15 protein-coding genes and 1 pseudogene are annotated in these 13,268 nt (G+C 32.7%); 7 read left to right on the plus strand and 9 right to left on the minus strand.

From position 1 onward, the window contains the following. Nucleotides 1-40 precede the first annotated feature (40 nt). Nucleotides 41-1,669 (minus strand): acyl-CoA carboxylase subunit beta, encoded by a 1,629-nt coding sequence (locus ABXT64_RS10750; RefSeq protein ID WP_443632933.1) that lies wholly within the window; start codon nt 1,667-1,669, stop codon nt 41-43. Nucleotides 1,670-1,827: 158 nt separating this feature from the next. Here ABXT64_RS10750 and ABXT64_RS10755 point away from each other — a divergent pair, with 158 nt between their 5' ends. From ABXT64_RS10755 to ABXT64_RS10785, 7 genes are all read left to right on the plus strand, one after another. Further along, nucleotides 1,828-2,358 (plus strand): NADPH-dependent FMN reductase, encoded by a 531-nt coding sequence (locus ABXT64_RS10755; RefSeq protein ID WP_443632934.1) that lies wholly within the window; start codon nt 1,828-1,830, stop codon nt 2,356-2,358. A 9-nt stretch (nt 2,359-2,367) separates the two neighbouring features. Then, entirely contained in the window at nt 2,368-2,805 is a 438-nt protein-coding gene (locus tag ABXT64_RS10760) for a MarR family winged helix-turn-helix transcriptional regulator (RefSeq protein ID WP_443632935.1), read from the plus strand. Nucleotides 2,806-3,046: 241 nt separating this feature from the next. Further along, the gene (locus tag ABXT64_RS10765; protein WP_443632936.1) at nt 3,047-3,916 is read left to right on the plus strand and encodes a pirin family protein; all 870 of its coding nucleotides are present in this window, start codon (nt 3,047-3,049) and stop codon (nt 3,914-3,916) included. Nucleotides 3,917-4,030: 114 nt separating this feature from the next. Then, on the plus strand, nt 4,031-4,213 hold the full coding sequence (locus ABXT64_RS10770; protein ID WP_443632937.1) for a CAL67264 family membrane protein: 183 nt from the start codon (nt 4,031-4,033) through the stop codon (nt 4,211-4,213). 3 nt (nt 4,214-4,216) lie between these two features. Then, entirely contained in the window at nt 4,217-4,570 is a 354-nt protein-coding gene (locus ABXT64_RS10775; protein WP_443632938.1) for a hypothetical protein, read from the plus strand. Between the two features lie 104 nt (nt 4,571-4,674). Then, entirely contained in the window at nt 4,675-6,366 is a 1,692-nt protein-coding gene (ettA, locus tag ABXT64_RS10780; RefSeq protein ID WP_443632939.1) for an energy-dependent translational throttle protein EttA, read from the plus strand. Then, nucleotides 6,366-7,061, plus strand: a complete 696-nt coding sequence (locus tag ABXT64_RS10785) for an HAD family hydrolase (protein ID WP_443632940.1) — start codon at nt 6,366-6,368, stop codon at nt 7,059-7,061. Before ettA ends, ABXT64_RS10785 begins: the two co-directional genes overlap by 1 nt. A 116-nt stretch (nt 7,062-7,177) precedes the next feature. Here ABXT64_RS10785 and ABXT64_RS10790 read toward each other — a convergent pair whose 3' ends face one another. The 8 genes and pseudogenes from ABXT64_RS10790 to ABXT64_RS10825 all read right to left on the minus strand — a co-directional run bounded on the left by ABXT64_RS10790 (nt 7,178) and on the right by ABXT64_RS10825 (nt 13,238). Beyond that, entirely contained in the window at nt 7,178-7,594 is a 417-nt protein-coding gene (locus ABXT64_RS10790; protein WP_443632941.1) for a glycoside hydrolase family 19 protein, read from the minus strand. 186 nt (nt 7,595-7,780) lie between these two features. Next, a complete protein-coding gene (locus ABXT64_RS10795; RefSeq protein WP_443632942.1) occupies nt 7,781-7,918 on the minus strand; it encodes a hypothetical protein in 138 nt (45 codons plus the stop codon). Between the two features lie 128 nt (nt 7,919-8,046). Further along, a complete protein-coding gene (locus ABXT64_RS10800) occupies nt 8,047-8,268 on the minus strand; it encodes a DinB family protein (protein WP_443632943.1) in 222 nt (73 codons plus the stop codon). A gap of 68 nt (nt 8,269-8,336) precedes the next feature. Then, nucleotides 8,337-8,540 (minus strand): hypothetical protein, encoded by a 204-nt coding sequence (locus ABXT64_RS10805; protein ID WP_443632944.1) that lies wholly within the window; start codon nt 8,538-8,540, stop codon nt 8,337-8,339. A 251-nt stretch (nt 8,541-8,791) separates the two neighbouring features. Next, on the minus strand, nt 8,792-9,922 hold the full coding sequence (locus ABXT64_RS10810) for a T9SS type A sorting domain-containing protein (RefSeq protein WP_443632945.1): 1,131 nt from the start codon (nt 9,920-9,922) through the stop codon (nt 8,792-8,794). A gap of 316 nt (nt 9,923-10,238) precedes the next feature. After that, nucleotides 10,239-10,370, minus strand: a complete 132-nt coding sequence (locus ABXT64_RS10815; RefSeq protein WP_443632946.1) for a phage tail protein — start codon at nt 10,368-10,370, stop codon at nt 10,239-10,241. Nucleotides 10,371-10,390: 20 nt separating this feature from the next. Further along, nucleotides 10,391-10,618 (minus strand): annotated as a pseudogene (locus ABXT64_RS10820) (phage tail protein); the annotation flags it as partial. 73 nt (nt 10,619-10,691) lie between these two features. Next, nucleotides 10,692-13,238: a T9SS type A sorting domain-containing protein gene (locus tag ABXT64_RS10825; protein WP_443632947.1), complete on the minus strand. Its 2,547-nt coding sequence runs from the start codon at nt 13,236-13,238 to the stop codon at nt 10,692-10,694. Nucleotides 13,239-13,268 lie beyond the last annotated feature (30 nt).

A 13,268-nucleotide genomic window follows, 5' to 3' on the forward strand; every position in this document is an offset into this window, starting at 1 on the left:
AATATAATATTAAGTCAAATTTAAATTTCCTATGTATAAACTACACCTGTATTACGCCTAAATTAAATGCTTTTTCAATAGGAGCATGGTTCGCTGCTTCAATTCCCATAGAAATCCAAGTACGTGTATCAATTGGATCTATAATGGCGTCTGTCCAGATTCTTGAAGCTGCATAATAAGGAGAAACCTGCTTATCATATCTCGTTTTTATTTTATCAAATAATTCTTTTTCAACTTCAGGAGTAATTTCTTTTCCTTGTTTTTTTAGTGAAGCAGCTTCAATTTGTAATAATACTTTAGCGGCACTATTACCACTCATTACTGCAAGTTCTGCACTTGGCCAAGCAACAATCAATCTTGGATCGTAGGCTTTTCCACACATCGCATAATTACCCGCACCGTATGAGTTTCCTATAATGATCGTAAATTTTGGAACCACACTATTACTCACTGCATTCACCATTTTTGCACCATCTTTTATAATGCCTCCATGTTCACTTTTGCTTCCTACCATAAAACCAGTGACATCTTGTAGAAACACTAAAGGAATTTTTTTCTGGTTACAGTTCGCTATAAATCGAGTGGCTTTATCTGCACTGTCACTATAAATAACACCTCCAAATTGCATCTCGCCTTTTTTCGTTTTGACTAATTTTCTTTGATTAGCAACAATACCGACTGCCCATCCATCAATTCTTGCATAACCAGTTAAAATGGTTTGTCCATAGCCTTCTTTGTATTCTTCAAAATCACTTGCATCTACAATACGTTTAATTACTTCCCGCATATCATATTGTTCTGCTCTAGATTTAGGAATTAATCCATAGATATCTTTTGGATCTAAGCTTGGTTTTGTTGGTTTATCTCTATTAAAACCAGCTTTATTAAAGTCACCAATTTTTGAAACAATGTTTTTAATTTTGTCTAAAGCATCCTTATCATCTTTCGCTTTATAATCGGTAACTCCACTTATTTCACAATGCGTAGAAGCACCACCTAATGTTTCATTATCGATAGATTCGCCAATGGCAGCCTTTACTAAATAGCTTCCAGCAAGAAAAATACTACCTGTTTTATCAACTATTAATGCTTCGTCGCTCATAATGGGTAAGTAGGCACCTCCAGCAACACAGCTTCCCATTACTGCTGAAATTTGAATAATACCCATACTACTCATGACAGCATTATTTCTGAAAATACGCCCGAAATGATCCTTGTCAGGAAAAATTTCATCTTGCATAGGAAGGAAAACTCCAGCGCTATCTACTAAATAGATGATAGGCAACCTGTTTTCAATAGAAATTTCTTGCGCTCTTAAGTTCTTTTTTCCAGTAATTGGAAACCAAGCACCAGCTTTAACTGTAGCGTCATTTGCAACAACAATACATTGTTTGCCACTTATGTATCCAATTTTTACAATAACGCCACCACTCGGACAACCACCATGTTCTTCATACATGCCATCTCCAGCAAATGCACCAATTTCAATCGAAGATTTTTTATTATCTAATAAATAATCAATTCGCTCTCTAGCAGTCATCTTTCCTTTGCTATGGTGCTTATCTATACGTTGTTGACCACCTCCAAGTTTAACTTTATTGAATTTTTTACGTAAATCTGAAACTAATAATTTATTATAATCTTCGTTGATATTGAAGTCTAAATCCATTGTCTTTATTGCTTTGGGCTAAAATACAAAACTTTCAATTCAAATAAAGAAAATAATAAATTTGAAATAAAAATACCATGGAAATATATTCCTTGGTATATAAAAGTATTTGTGTTACATTTGTACTCTCACTATTAAAAAAAAAAGAAGAAAGACATATGAAAAAAATAATCGCCTTTGCAGGTAGTAACAGTAAACAATCTATCAATAAAAAATTAGCTGCATATACAGCAAATCAAATAGAGAACGTTGAAGTAATACTATTAGATTTAAATGATTTTGAATTGCCTTTATACGGTATTGATTATGAAATTGCTCATGGAATTCCAGATAATGCGCAACAATTTTTAAATGAAATTATTGCATCAGATGGAATTGTTTTATCATTAGCAGAACACAATGGAGCGTATGCAACCGTTTTTAAAAATATTTTTGATTGGATGTCGAGAATAGACGGTAAATTATGGAGTAATAAGCCCATGTTATTAATGGCAACCTCACCAGGGGGTAGAGGAGGAGCGACTGTGTTAGAAATCGCTAAGGGCAGATTTCCTTTTATGGGTGGAAACATTATAGCAGAATTTTCTTTGCCTTTCTTCGGAAAAAATTTCTCTGAAGATGGATTATTAGATGCAGAACTAAATGAAGCGCTAACTAATGAAATTGCTAAATTTGAAAAAGCAATCTAATTTTTAAAGATGGGAGATATTTCAAAAGATATAAAAACTACGTTTCCAACTAATAAAGTGAAAGCCTTATTAAATATTATTTATACTGCTAATTGGATTAGTAGTATTCAGAATGAATTTTTTAAACCTTTTGGAATTTCCCCACAACAATTTAATATTTTAAGAATTTTAAAAGGAGCAGGAAAAGCAATAAGTGTGCAGAACATAAAAGATAGAATGCTAGAAAGAGCTCCCAATGCAACACGTTTAATGGATAAATTGTGTGCTAAGGAATTAATTAATAGAATTCCCTGTCCTCAAGATAGAAGAGTGGTACATATAGAAATAACAAAGAAAGGATTAGCATTATTAAAAGAAATTGACGCATCATTTAAAGATGATTTACTTGAAAAATTATCAGACAAAGAAGCTGTTCAATTAAGTGATCTTCTTGATAAAATAAGATAACAAATTCCTGCAACAGCAGAAATCTTATGAAAAAATGCTATAACTTTTAATACAATCTAATTCCTGCGTTAGAGATTGAAGCGGCATCCTTTTGTTATTTCACAAAAGATATAGCATAAAGCTCGACCTTTAGGTAACGCCAAAATAACCTTTAGATTATTGCGCTCTTTTAATTTACAGACAATTACATTTTAAAATTAAGTATTAATTAATAAGATTCCCACATTCGTAGGAAATAGTTATGAAACTAAATAATATAAAAAATATAGGGAGAAGTGATTTTGTAGATATGGGTCCCATACGATTAAGACAACCATTGCCTACTCAAGAAATAGAGGATGTAGATCCATTTGTGTTATTGCATCACTATGGCCCGTTCGAAATTTCAGAAGATAGTAATTCATTTGATTTAGGACCACATCCGCATAGAGGATTTGAACCCATTACTTTTTTAATACAGGGAGAGCAATTGCATAGAGATTCTTTAAGTAATGAAAGTATTGTAAAAACAGGTGATGTTCAGTGGACCACAGCAGGAAGAGGAATTATTCATGCAGAAGGGCCTTCAAAAGAGTTTGTTCAACAAGGGGGAACTTTAGAAGGAATCCAATTATGGTTAAATTTACCTTCTGAAAAGAAAATGATGCCTGCTAATTATCAGCATGTTAAAAATGAAGATTTTAATGTGCTTACTTCGGAAGATCAAAAAGTGAGCATAAAAATTATTGCGGGTGCTTTAAATGGAGTTAATGGAAAGATTCAAACACAAACTACGGTAAATGCTTTTATGATTAATATTGAAGAAGGAGGAGAATTTAATTTCCAAATTCCTAAAGAGCATCAATCAATGTTGTATCTGCTGCATGGTAATGTTCATGTGAATGATACGATTGAATTAAAAAAAGATGAAAATCAGATGGTTCAATTCAAACAAAACGGGGAAGGCTTTTCATTAACAGGAAATAATAAAAGTCAGTTGTTATTTTTATCAGGAACTCCAATTAATGAAAAAGTAACAAGCTGGGGACCCTATGTAATGAATACTCAAACTGAAATAATGGAAGCCATGCGAGATTACCAACAAGGTAAAATGGGATTTCTTCCAGCCTAATAATTAAGCATCCAATTGGATGCTTTTTTTATATAAAAACACGATATTTGCTAATTAACAATAGTAGGTTTTCCTCAACCTATAGAAGGAAAACTGTATTAATTTGAATTGATTATGGGAATGAATAAAAATACAGTATTGGCTTGGGCAACATATTTAATGCTACTTATGGGGTTGATTTTAATTGCTATGGGAGCTTTTAAATATGATGAGGTTGCCGGATGGGGTTTTGCTACTGTTGGTATTGGTTTTTTTGCAATAGCTTGGGTTTTTAATGCCTTAAAAGGTAGAGTGTAATCTATGAAGCCACAATCAACCATAGTTTCTTTATTAGAAATAATTCTTGGCTTGGTTAAAAGAATAATTGGTAAACCCAAAAAGCAAGAAGTGAAAATTAATACTTCTACCCTTGAGAGAACCGGTTCTAAAGATGGTATAAATTCAATTAATGACAATGCAGTAGCATTTGCTGAACTATTAAAAAAAAATAACTCAAAAATAACAAGCTCAACAGATATTACTTGGTCAAGTACAGAAAGTGTTGAGGCTTTGAAAACCGAAATTAATATAGATATTATCGCTATTTTTAAAGGAGATTTTTCTTCTCTAAGTACCTATAATAGTTATTTTTTACCCACTGGAGATTTTCAATAAATTTCAATATCAAATGGTTGGGGAGATGAATATAATATACTTGCTAAGGAACTTGATGCTCTTTACGCACAATTAAAATATTAAACAATTAATAATTAGAATTAATGTCCGACGATAAAAAAGTAATTTTCTCCATGTCTGGAGTAACGAAAGCGTATCAGAATTCGCAAACTCCAGTATTAAAAAATATTTATTTAAGTTTTTTCTACGGTGCTAAAATTGGAATTTTAGGACTAAATGGTAGTGGTAAATCTACCTTATTAAAAATAATTGCTGGGCAAGACACCAATTTTAGAGGAGATGTTGTTTTTTCTCCAGGATATACGGTAGGTTATTTAGAACAAGAACCACAGTTGGATGAATCTAAAACTGTGATAGAAATAGTAAAAGAAGGGGTACAAGAAGTAGTTGATATTTTAGATGAATACAACAAAATAAATGATATGTTTGGGGTACCCGAAGTCTATGAAAATCCTGATAAAATGCAGGAACTTATGGATAAGCAAGCTACACTTCAAGATAAAATAGACGCAACTAATGCTTGGGAATTAGACACCAAATTAGAAATTGCAATGGATGCACTTCGTACTCCAGAACCTGATACTCCAATAAGTGTTCTTTCGGGTGGTGAAAGAAGGCGTGTTGCACTTTGCCGTTTATTATTACAAGAACCTGATGTATTATTGCTTGATGAGCCAACCAACCATTTAGATGCTGAATCTGTACATTGGTTAGAACATCACTTATCTCAATACAAAGGAACTGTAATTGCTGTAACACACGATAGATATTTCCTTGATAATGTAGCGGGATGGATTTTAGAATTAGATAGAGGAGAAGGAATTCCTTGGAAAGGGAATTATTCTTCTTGGTTGGATCAAAAGTCTAAGCGATTAGCACAAGAAAGTAAAACTGCTTCTAAAAGACAGAAAACGTTAGAGCGAGAATTAGATTGGGTTCGTCAAGGCGCTAAAGGAAGACAAACTAAGCAAAAAGCAAGGCTGAAGAACTATGATAAGTTAATGAGTCAGGATCAAAATAAATTAGATGAAAAATTAGAAATTTATATTCCTAATGGTCCACGTCTTGGAACTAATGTAATTGAAGCAAAAGGTGTTTCAAAAGCATTTGATGATAAATTATTATATGAAGATTTAAACTTCAACCTTCCTCAAGCAGGTATTGTAGGAATTATTGGTCCTAATGGAGCAGGTAAAACTACAATCTTTAAAATGATAATGGGCGAAGAGGATCCAGATAAAGGATCTTTTATAGTGGGAGAAACGGCTAAGATAGCCTATGTAGACCAAGCTCATTCAAACATAGATAAGGATAAATCTATTTGGCAAAACTTTAGTGATGGACAGGAATTAGTAATGATGGGAGGTAAGCAAGTAAATTCTAGAGCTTATTTAAGTCGTTTTAATTTTGGAGGAAGCGAACAAAATAAAAAAGTTTCAATGTTGTCTGGTGGTGAACGAAACCGTTTGCATTTAGCAATGACTTTAAAAGAAGAAGGTAATGTATTGTTATTGGATGAGCCTACCAATGATTTAGATGTAAATACACTTCGAGCTTTAGAGGAGGGACTTGAAAACTTCGCAGGTTGTGCTGTTGTTATTTCTCACGACCGTTGGTTTTTAGATCGTGTTTGTACGCATATTCTTGCATTTGAAGGTGATAGTCAGATTTATTTCTTCGAAGGTAGTTTTAGTGATTATGAAGAGAATAAAAAGAAACGTTTAGGCGGTGATTTAATGCCTAAACGTATTAAATATAAGAAGTTGATTCGTTAATGATAATAGACAGAATAAAAGTAATCGCATTTGATGCTGATGACACCTTATGGGTTAATGAGCCTTATTTTAGGAAAGCTGAAGAAGATTTTTGTAAACTTCTGAAAGCCTATATGAATGAAGAGGATTGTAACTCGTTTCTTTTTAATATTGAAATGAAAAATTTGGGTTTGTATGGCTACGGAATCAAACCTTTCACACTTTCACTTATTGAAGCGGCTTTATCTATTTCAGATGAAAAAATTCCTAATTCAGTAATCTCAGAATTAATTGAAATAGGGAAGGAGATGCTTCAAAAACCAATCGAATTATTAGACGGTATTGAAGAAACGCTAAAATTTCTTTCCAAAAAATATAAATTAGTAGTGGCTACCAAAGGAGATTTATTGGATCAAGAACGAAAACTAATAAAATCTGGCTTAGAAGGTTATTTTCACCACATCGAAGTAATGTCGGATAAAAGACCTAAACAATATCAAAAATTAGTAAGTCATTTGGATATTTTACCGGAAGAATTTTTAATGATAGGAAATTCTTTAAAATCGGATATTCTTCCAGTCTTGGAAATAGGTGCTCATGCGTTTCATATTCCATTTCATACCACTTGGGCACACGAACATATCGAAGAGGAAATAACGCACCCTCGCTTTAAAGAATTAAAAGTTGCCTCTGAAATTGATGATTACCTTCTATAAATTAGATGTTGTAAATCTTTTTAAATTCTTCCAAATAATGTTGTCTGTCTTGTAAACCATTATAACCACCATTAATACGTTTAGTAACCATATGGACATCATCTTGATCTGCATACTTATTTATATTGTTTTTTTTTCCAGAACCAACAAGCTGAAGTAAGCGCCCATTCTGATTCAGATACTTTCTCAGGAGTATCAATAAAATTTTGTCCGGAAGCTTCTGAAAGCTGTTGGAAGTTATTTTTACCTGTAAGCTGTATTAATCCACGGCCTTTAAATTTCCAGCCTTCACCACTAGCTTCGTTTCCATTACCCATTCGATTTGCATAGACTTTATTTGCAATTTTTTCTTGCTGACGAGTATACTCATTAGCAATATCTAGGTTAGGGAAATATTTTCTAAATACATTGTATAATACACTTGCTGAATAGTTTAAATTTTCAACTACAAATTTAAAACCACCACTTTCATGCGCTACTTGTGCTAGAAAATGAGCTTTTCTTAAAGGTGTGTCGATCCCATAATTTGGCAAAACAGTTTCAAATAAGGGAACGTAATTTTTTGCATAATTCCAATTAACATCAGGTATTACATCGTTAAAATTTTATTCAGTAATCATAATTTTATTTATTTGAAGGCTCAAAAATATTTTTGATTTTATCTATGACTCCTTGAAGTATAGAAAAAATAGCATCTGAAGAGAATCCACCTACTAAGGCTAACAAACTCTATTAAATAAGTTGACACTAGCTGTAGTGGTTCCACTGTTTAAAGTAAGTATTTCAGATAGAATTAATCCAGCGATGATCCCTAATACGATAATAGCTGTATAGTAAACCGAATCTTCTGGAACCAATGTTCCTCTTTTAACAGATGAACTAACGCTTTTAAGCAGATAAAAAATGACTCCAAGACCCGAAATAGAAGCTATAAAACCTAAATTCAGTAAAAGCGATAGACCATTATTATTTAATTCCGTTTCAGTTACTGAAACAAAACGTATCTAGGAGGAACAAGTCCGTTTAGTCTCATATAAACAAGCATTTGTCCTCTATGGTGAGTTATGTGGTCAGCAAGTAATAAGAAAATTTGTCGCTTTGTTCTATTCAAACCGAAATAATCTAGCTCGTCATTCAATTGAGTTGTATCAAATTCTTTAATTAATTGTATGGTTTCATCAAATGTCTTATCAATTGCTGCAATCATTTCTTCTTTAGATTTATTGGCAACCTTAAAAATCGTGTCAGTTTTCCAAACCCTATATGCATTAAATTTTAGGCAAAGGTCATAGACTCGGGTGATGCTCTAAAGTCGTAGGTGTCCTCTGGCATTGTTTCTGCGACAAGAATTAAATAGTTGCGGGAATTTTCTAAGCGCTCTAAATAGTCCTTGATAAAACTATTTTCTTGAGCAAACAATGGTGTTGTAACTGAACTAAAAAGTACAATGGTTATTAGAATAATTATATTTTTCATCATATTTTAGGTTCGTTATGTAGTTTTTGTGTTGACGAACTCTAAATTAATAAAAGAAAACAAACCAGAGAAAATTCTGAAGAAACTTCTATTAGGCTAGGACTGAGTAATTAATTATTTATGTAGTTGGTAGGAGTGTTTTTCATTTCGATTTTTAAAAACACAAAATAATATTTACGTATAATAAAACTATCAATTTAATTTATAGTTTAATTATCTGTTTATAAGTACTTCCCGCTGTCTAAAATATATATTTAGTTTTTAACAATCTTTTTTGTTATAATTCCTTTTGAAGTTTTGATGTTCAACAAATAAATGCCTGTATTTAAATTAGTTAGATCAATACTTTCATTAATAAACTTTGCTTTAATAGTGGTCCCTAAAGTATTGTAAAGAATTACCTCTTGAATTTCCACCTCAGTACTACTTTCGAAACGTATTAAATTACTGGTAGGATTTGGAAAAACAAGAATACTTTTTTCTAGCGCTTCAAAATTAGAAGTTGACAATATATCATCAATATATTTTTGAAAAAATAACCATGCTTCTTCCCCAGCTTTAATATCCATATTTCCCCAAGCCCCAGGCCAATCATGTCCTCCGCCAACTACTTCATAGTACCAAACTTCATTATTGTTAATGCCATTTAGATGTTTTTCACTAAGCACATAACTACCGTCTGAGGTATCCGTATCTGGCAGTGTTTCTGTCACCACCGTTGTACATTCGTTTTTATCTGAAAAATAATTAATAGTAAAAGGAATACTTGGGTAAGCTCCCCATCCATCATTGTTATTTGGATCTCCAGAAATAGGCGTTACGTTATCTTGGGAACCATGTATTTCGAACAAAGGGATTGGAGGGCTATTATCACATTCGTCTAATATGTCTTGTAAAATCATACCTGCTACAGGAGCAACAGCTTTAAACGTATCGTATGCTTGACAAGCTAACATGTAACACATTTCTCCACCATTTGACATTCCAGTTGCAAAGGTGTAGTCTGGGTTCAAGCCATGGGTTATTTGAAGGTATTCGGTTAATTCTGTTAAAAATCCGACATCATCTACAGTTTCATTATCATGAAATGCATAACCTACATTCCAGAATCTATCTCCATACGAATCAACAGTTCCTCTGGGATAACAAACAGCAAAACCATATTGATCGGCAAATTGATTCATCTCTGAGTAATTTCTTATACTATTTGCATCTCCAGTAAAGCCATGCATCACAATTACCAATGGCATTTGCTCATTTAAATCTGCAGGCTCATAATAGAGATATTGACGGGTAGTACCATCATGTTCGAAGTCACTAAATTGTGCTTGTGCTGTGAAATGAGAACAAAACAAAACGGAAACTAAAATCAATAACTTATACATATTTTGCATTTGAAAAATTTATAGAATGTGAATATAACAATATAAATTCAATATTAAATTTTATTATTAATTAATACTTGCAGTTCTATGTATAAATTTGACAGCATTAATATATGATATAAAAAAGGGCATGTTTTCATATTACCATCAATATGTTCATGTATGGTTTTTGCGTTTACTAGCAACTCAATTAGTATAAGAAAACGAAGCAATGGATATTCTGAAGAAATTTCCATTAGGCAAAGACTGAGCAATTATTTATATACGTCGTTAGTTCTTCATTGCTTCTTTAAAGTTTTAATTCTTTACTATTAATTTATGTAATGATTTTAGTTGTAAAATAATTATACGACATGCTTATGGACTCTATGAGTATTTCATTGTTCATTGACTCCAAGGAAGCAACGCTCCATGCGACAGGCCAAGCCTTGATAAAATTCCAAGTCATTAGGAAATCAATCCCTTCATTTAATAAAGAGACCTCAATTGTCTTGTCTCTATTTTATTTGAAAGACCTTTTTGAAGGGTATTGGTAACCCAAGCTATGAGTTTTGAATCTTCTGGAACTAGTCCTCTTTTTAACTCCAGATTAGCGTACTTAACATTAGCAGGAATCTTGTATTTAAATCTGTTCTCACCTCCTACAGGAATATCATCTGTTACCACTTCTAATGAGATCCCTGATACCTCCTTAAAACTGTAAGTTTCATTCTCGAACTTTTACAGATGGATATTCAGTTTTTAAAGCACTCATATCTTAGGGTTTTAATTATTTTACAATAATCTTTTTACTAATGGATTGTTCCTTAGAATTTAATTTAATAAAATACACGCCAGGTTGAATGCCTTCAACATTTACATTAATGTTTTGAAAAGGAGCAACTTCATTTTCTGAAATTGACTTTACAAGCTTTCCATTCACATCATACATTAAGATAGAACTTAATGCAGTTAAATTTGCTTCAATCGTAAATTCACTGCTTGCAGGATTAGGATAAACTTTTATTTTTTCCGAAGAAAATATTTCATCCTCATTACTTAAAATAATAGCACTAATATTATAACTATGCATCGATCTTCCAAAAGTTCCTGCGTATAATTTATCTGTTGGTTCATGTAATTTTAAATCTCTAATAATTGTAAATGGTAAATCAGTTCCAAGTATATCCCATGTTCCTCCATCATTTTGTGAATACCAAACGTTTAGATCTGTTGCGATAAAAATTAAATCTTGACTTGTATGTAAAATCACATCATTAACTGGAATACTAGGTAAATTTGAAGAGATATCTGTCCAATTTTGTCCTCCATCTTCAGTCTTAAAAATATGAGGCGTATAATCTAATACACTAAACCCTGAAAATGTTGCATAGGCAACTAAATCATCATTGGGTGAAATTGCAATAGAGGTTACATATCGATTAGGTAATGAACCGCTAATGTTATTCCATGTAATACCACCATCAAAAGTTACATGAATATTTCCATCGTCACTTCCTGTATATACCGTGCTTTCATTTAAATAGGAGGGAGCTATAGCTGTTAAAGTTCCATACGATAATGATCCACTTGGGTGTTGTCCATTTGTTAAGTCCTCACTAATAGCCGTCCAAAATACAGCCCTGTTTGAAGTGTACAATCTATTACTTCCATAATATGCTAATTCAGAATTAAAAGGAGATAATACCACAGGAGTATTCCAGTTTACACGATCACCATTACTTATTCCATCAGTAGCTCCTTGAAAACTATCTCCACCATTTGTAGATCGTCGTAGGTTTCCCCATTGTGATTCTCCATACACAAAGTTATTATCAGTTGGATCTACATTTACATGAAACCCATCTCCACCAATAATAGATGACCAATCATTAGCACCACCTGTTAAGGTTCTAATGGTATTATTATCTTGAGTTCCTCCATATAGACGCTCAGGTTGTTGGAAATCAACTTCGATATTGTAAAATTGTGTGATGGGAAGATTAGTAAATTTTGACCAAGTACCTCCAGCATTTTCAGAAATATAAGCACCTCCATCATTTCCTGCTAATATAAAATTAGTGTTGTTCCTTGAATATTCTAAGGCATGATGATCTACATGCATTCCACCAACCGATTGCCAATTTCCACCACTATTTGTGGTCTTATAAATTTGTTGACCTAACACATACACCTCATCTGGATTTGTTGGATGAATTCTAACATTTCCAAAATACCATCCAAAAGAAGAATCAACATCACTTATTTCACCTAAACTTACTAAGTCCCAATTGTCACCATTGTCAATAGATTTATATAAACCATTAAAAGTATTTGTAATTTCATTGGTGGTATATCGTGCATATATAATGTTTGGATCTGATTCAGAAATTGCAATTCCAATTCTTCCTGTATCAGGGCTTGCTGCTGGTAACCCTTGCGAAGCTCCTAGTTCTTCCCATGTATCACCTCCATCTACCGATCTGTGTATCGCAGATGTTTCTCCGCCATAATCTCTTTGCCAAGGTTTACGAGTTCGTTCCCACATAGCTGCAAAAAGAATATCAGTGTTTACAGGATTAATCACAATATCAATAGCACTTGTAGAATCTGTAACAAATAAAACCTGATCCCAATCACTTCCACCATTGGTAGTTCTGTACACGCCTCTTTCTATATTTTTGTCATATAATTTTCCTGATGCTGCTACAAAGACTCTATCTTCATCTGTAGGATCAACTACAATTCTTCCAATATGATTAGTCTCTTCTAAACCTAAATGATTCCAGGTAGTACCACCATTGTCTGAACTATACACTCCATTACCAAAAAAGGCACCCGAAGTAGCACTTCCATTTGCTTCTCCAGTACCCACATAAATTTTTTCTGGGTTGGAAGGGGCAATGGCAATATTTCCAATAGACGGTTTTGCATTATCATCAAAGATGGGTTCCCAATCATCACCACGATTAATAGATTTAAAAACACCACCCACAGCAGTACTTACATATAAAACATCATCATTAACAGGTGAAATAGCAACATCTGTTATTCTTCCTCCTGTATTTAGAGGCCCAATCAATGCCCAATCATTACCTTGAATGCTACGATTAGATTTAATTCCTTTAGACTGAACTATGGCATTTTCAATTGCTTCAGTATTTATATAATTATTAGGATATGCCCTTTGATTGTACATCCATTCACTTGGATATTCTTTGATTAAGTCTTTTTGACTTATTTCTGAATTCAATGGTTGATTCAATTTAGAAATAAAAAATATTAAAATAAATAGTACTCCTAGACTTAAGAGAATTTTAAAGGTGGTGGATTTCATGTTTTGCAATTTTTAGCTGAAAGCATTCAA

It is taken from the genome of Candidatus Marifrigoribacter sp. Uisw_064 (assembly GCF_047730175.1).
GTDB lineage: Bacteria > Bacteroidota > Bacteroidia > Flavobacteriales > Flavobacteriaceae > Marifrigoribacter.

Coding starts and splice junctions, on each gene's coding strand:
- ABXT64_RS10750 (WP_443632933.1), bottom strand. CDS start 1,669: ATGGATTTAGACTTCAATATCAACGAAGATTATAATAAATTATTAGTT.
- ABXT64_RS10755 (WP_443632934.1), top strand. CDS start 1,828: ATGAAAAAAATAATCGCCTTTGCAGGTAGTAACAGTAAACAATCTATC.
- ABXT64_RS10760 (WP_443632935.1), top strand. CDS start 2,368: ATGGGAGATATTTCAAAAGATATAAAAACTACGTTTCCAACTAATAAA.
- ABXT64_RS10765 (WP_443632936.1), top strand. CDS start 3,047: ATGAAACTAAATAATATAAAAAATATAGGGAGAAGTGATTTTGTAGAT.
- ABXT64_RS10770 (WP_443632937.1), top strand. CDS start 4,031: ATGGGAATGAATAAAAATACAGTATTGGCTTGGGCAACATATTTAATG.
- ABXT64_RS10775 (WP_443632938.1), top strand. CDS start 4,217: ATGAAGCCACAATCAACCATAGTTTCTTTATTAGAAATAATTCTTGGC.
- ettA (WP_443632939.1), top strand. CDS start 4,675: ATGTCCGACGATAAAAAAGTAATTTTCTCCATGTCTGGAGTAACGAAA.
- ABXT64_RS10785 (WP_443632940.1), top strand. CDS start 6,366: ATGATAATAGACAGAATAAAAGTAATCGCATTTGATGCTGATGACACC.
- ABXT64_RS10800 (WP_443632943.1), bottom strand. CDS start 8,268: ATGATTGCAGCAATTGATAAGACATTTGATGAAACCATACAATTAATT.
- ABXT64_RS10805 (WP_443632944.1), bottom strand. CDS start 8,540: ATGATGAAAAATATAATTATTCTAATAACCATTGTACTTTTTAGTTCA.
- ABXT64_RS10810 (WP_443632945.1), bottom strand. CDS start 9,922: ATGTATAAGTTATTGATTTTAGTTTCCGTTTTGTTTTGTTCTCATTTC.
- ABXT64_RS10815 (WP_443632946.1), bottom strand. CDS start 10,370: ATGACTTGGAATTTTATCAAGGCTTGGCCTGTCGCATGGAGCGTTGCT.
- ABXT64_RS10825 (WP_443632947.1), bottom strand. CDS start 13,238: ATGAAATCCACCACCTTTAAAATTCTCTTAAGTCTAGGAGTACTATTT.